Source organism: Herbaspirillum sp. B65 (genome assembly GCF_000333555.1).
Classification (GTDB): domain Bacteria; phylum Pseudomonadota; class Gammaproteobacteria; order Burkholderiales; family Burkholderiaceae_D; genus Herbaspirillum; species Herbaspirillum rubrisubalbicans.
Genome location: NZ_BADI01001070.1, coordinates 1 through 2,275, shown reverse-complemented (window position 1 = coordinate 2,275; position 2,275 = coordinate 1). Strand labels below are relative to the sequence as shown.

The following is a 2,275-nucleotide window of genomic DNA, read 5'->3' as shown; positions in this document are numbered from 1 at the left end:
CGTACCGAGCTGGCCAAGAGCATCTTCGGCCGTGCCTACGGCAAGAAGATCACCGGCCAGGCCTTCCTGCACGGCAAGGAAGTGGACCTGTCCACCATCGAGAAGGCCATAGCCAAGGGCATCGCCTACGTCACCGAAGACCGCAAGGGCGATGGCCTGGTGCTGGAAGAAGACATCAAGAAGAACATCTCGCTGGCCAACCTGGGCGGCGTTTCCGAACGCACCGTCATCGACGAGGCGCGCGAGTACAAGATCGCGGCCGATTTCAAGCAGCAGATGCGCATCCGCTGTTCCAGCGTGCTGCAGAAGGTGGTCAACCTCTCCGGCGGCAATCAGCAGAAGGTGGTGCTGTCGAAGTGGCTGTTCTCCCAGCCGGAAGTGCTGATCCTGGATGAACCCACGCGCGGCATCGACGTCGGTGCCAAGTTCGAGATCTACAACATCATCAGCAAGCTGGCGGCCGAGGGCAAGTGCATCATCATGATCTCCTCGGAAATGCCGGAACTGCTGGGCATGTGCGACCGCATCTACGTGATGAACGAAGGCCAGTTCGTGGGCCACCTGCCCAAGGCCGAGGCCACGCAGGAAAGCATCATGCGCGCCATCATGCGCAACAAGCGCATTGATGATCCGGGCCTGTCGCAAGCCGCCTGAAACCCATTACCAAGCCGGAGCCAAACCGGCAGCATCACCCATAAAGTCCATCAAGACCAGAGAGCACCCGAGGAGCAAGACAATGGAGAGCATTGACATGAGCAAGAAACCGGCCGTCGCCAGCGGCGCCGTCGAAAAGAAGGACTACGGCAGCTTCCTGAAGAACAACATGCGCGAATACGGCATGCTGATGTCGCTGGTGGCCATCATGGCCTTCTTCCAGATCATGACCGACGGCACGCTGATGCGTCCGCTGAACCTGACCAACCTGGTCCTGCAGAACAGCTACATCGTCATCATGGCGCTGGGCATGCTGATGGTGATCGTGGCCGGCCACATCGACCTGTCGGTGGGCTCGGTGGTGGGCCTCATCGGCGCACTGGCCGCCGTGCTGATGGTGGATTACGGCTGGGGCTTCGTGCCGGCCTCCATCGTCTGCCTGATCGCCGGCGCCCTGATCGGCGCAGCGCAGGGCTACTGGATCGCCTACTTCAAGATCCCGTCCTTCATCGTCACCCTGGCCGGCATGCTGGTCTTCAAGGGCATGGCGCTGGCGCTGCTGCAAGGCCAGTCCCTGGGCCCCTTCCCGCAGACCTTCCAGATGCTGTCCTCGGGCTTCATTCCTGAATTGACCGGCAACGCCACCTTCCGCACCACCTCGCTGATCGTCGGTGTGATCGCGGCCGTGGTGCTGATCCTGGTCAAGCTGCACGGCCGCCGCAAGCAGACCAAGCATGGCATGGAAGATGAACCGGTGCTGTTCTTCCTGCTGAAGAATGCCTTGTTCGCTGCCGCCATCATCGCCTTCAGCTATCTGCTGTCGACCTATCGCGGGATGCCTAATGTGTTGATCATCATGTTTGCGCTGATGGTGTTCTACACCTTCATCACCAGCCGCACCACCCTGGGCCGTCGCGTCTATGCGGTGGGTGGCAATGAAAAGGCCGCCAAGCTGTCGGGCATCAAGACCGAACGCGTGTCCTTCTTCACCTTCGTCAACATGGGCGTGCTGGCCGCGCTGGCCGGCCTGATCTTCGCCGCCCGTCTGAACACCGCTACGCCCAAGGCCGGCCTGGGCTTCGAGCTGGACGTGATTGCCGCCTGCTTCATCGGTGGCGCCTCGGCCTCGGGTGGCGTGGGCAAGGTCATGGGCGCGGTCATCGGCGCCTTCATCATGGGCGTGATGAACAACGGCATGTCCATCATGGGTATCGGTATCGATTACCAGCAGATGATCAAGGGCCTGGTGCTGTTGATGGCCGTGTGCTTCGACGTCTACAACAAGAACAAGTAATCCAGATCACGCAGGCGGGCAGGATTGCCCGCCTTTCCAGACTGCGCTATTATTTGAACGTCGTTCAGAAATACTGAATACGCTGATCATCAGCCGTCAATAAGGAGACAGTCATGGCACACCCCGCTTCGGCCCCGGAACAGGCGCCGGCACCGGCTCACATTCCACCTCACCTGGTCCACGATTTCGATATCTACAATCCACCGAACGCGGCGGACGACTACCATATGTCGCTCAAGGTCATGCACCGCGACTCGATGCCCGACATTTTCTGGACGCCTTAAAAGGGCGGTCACTGGATCGCTACCCGCGGCGACGACATTATCA

General features: G+C 60.2%; 3 protein-coding genes. All 3 read left to right on the top strand.

All coding sequences use genetic code 11. The features are described from left to right. Positions 1-654: ATP-binding cassette domain-containing protein (locus tag I5W_RS25370; protein WP_044531339.1), on the top strand; the 654-nt coding region annotated here is incomplete at its 5' end. Between the two features lie 82 nt (positions 655-736). Then, entirely contained in the window at positions 737-1,948 is a 1,212-nt protein-coding gene (gene mmsB, locus I5W_RS25365) for a multiple monosaccharide ABC transporter permease (protein WP_044531338.1), read from the top strand. A 113-nt stretch (positions 1,949-2,061) separates the two neighbouring features. Next, positions 2,062-2,232, top strand: coding sequence for a hypothetical protein (locus tag I5W_RS31725; RefSeq protein ID WP_252717220.1), 171 nt, complete (start codon positions 2,062-2,064; stop codon positions 2,230-2,232). Positions 2,233-2,275 lie beyond the last annotated feature (43 nt).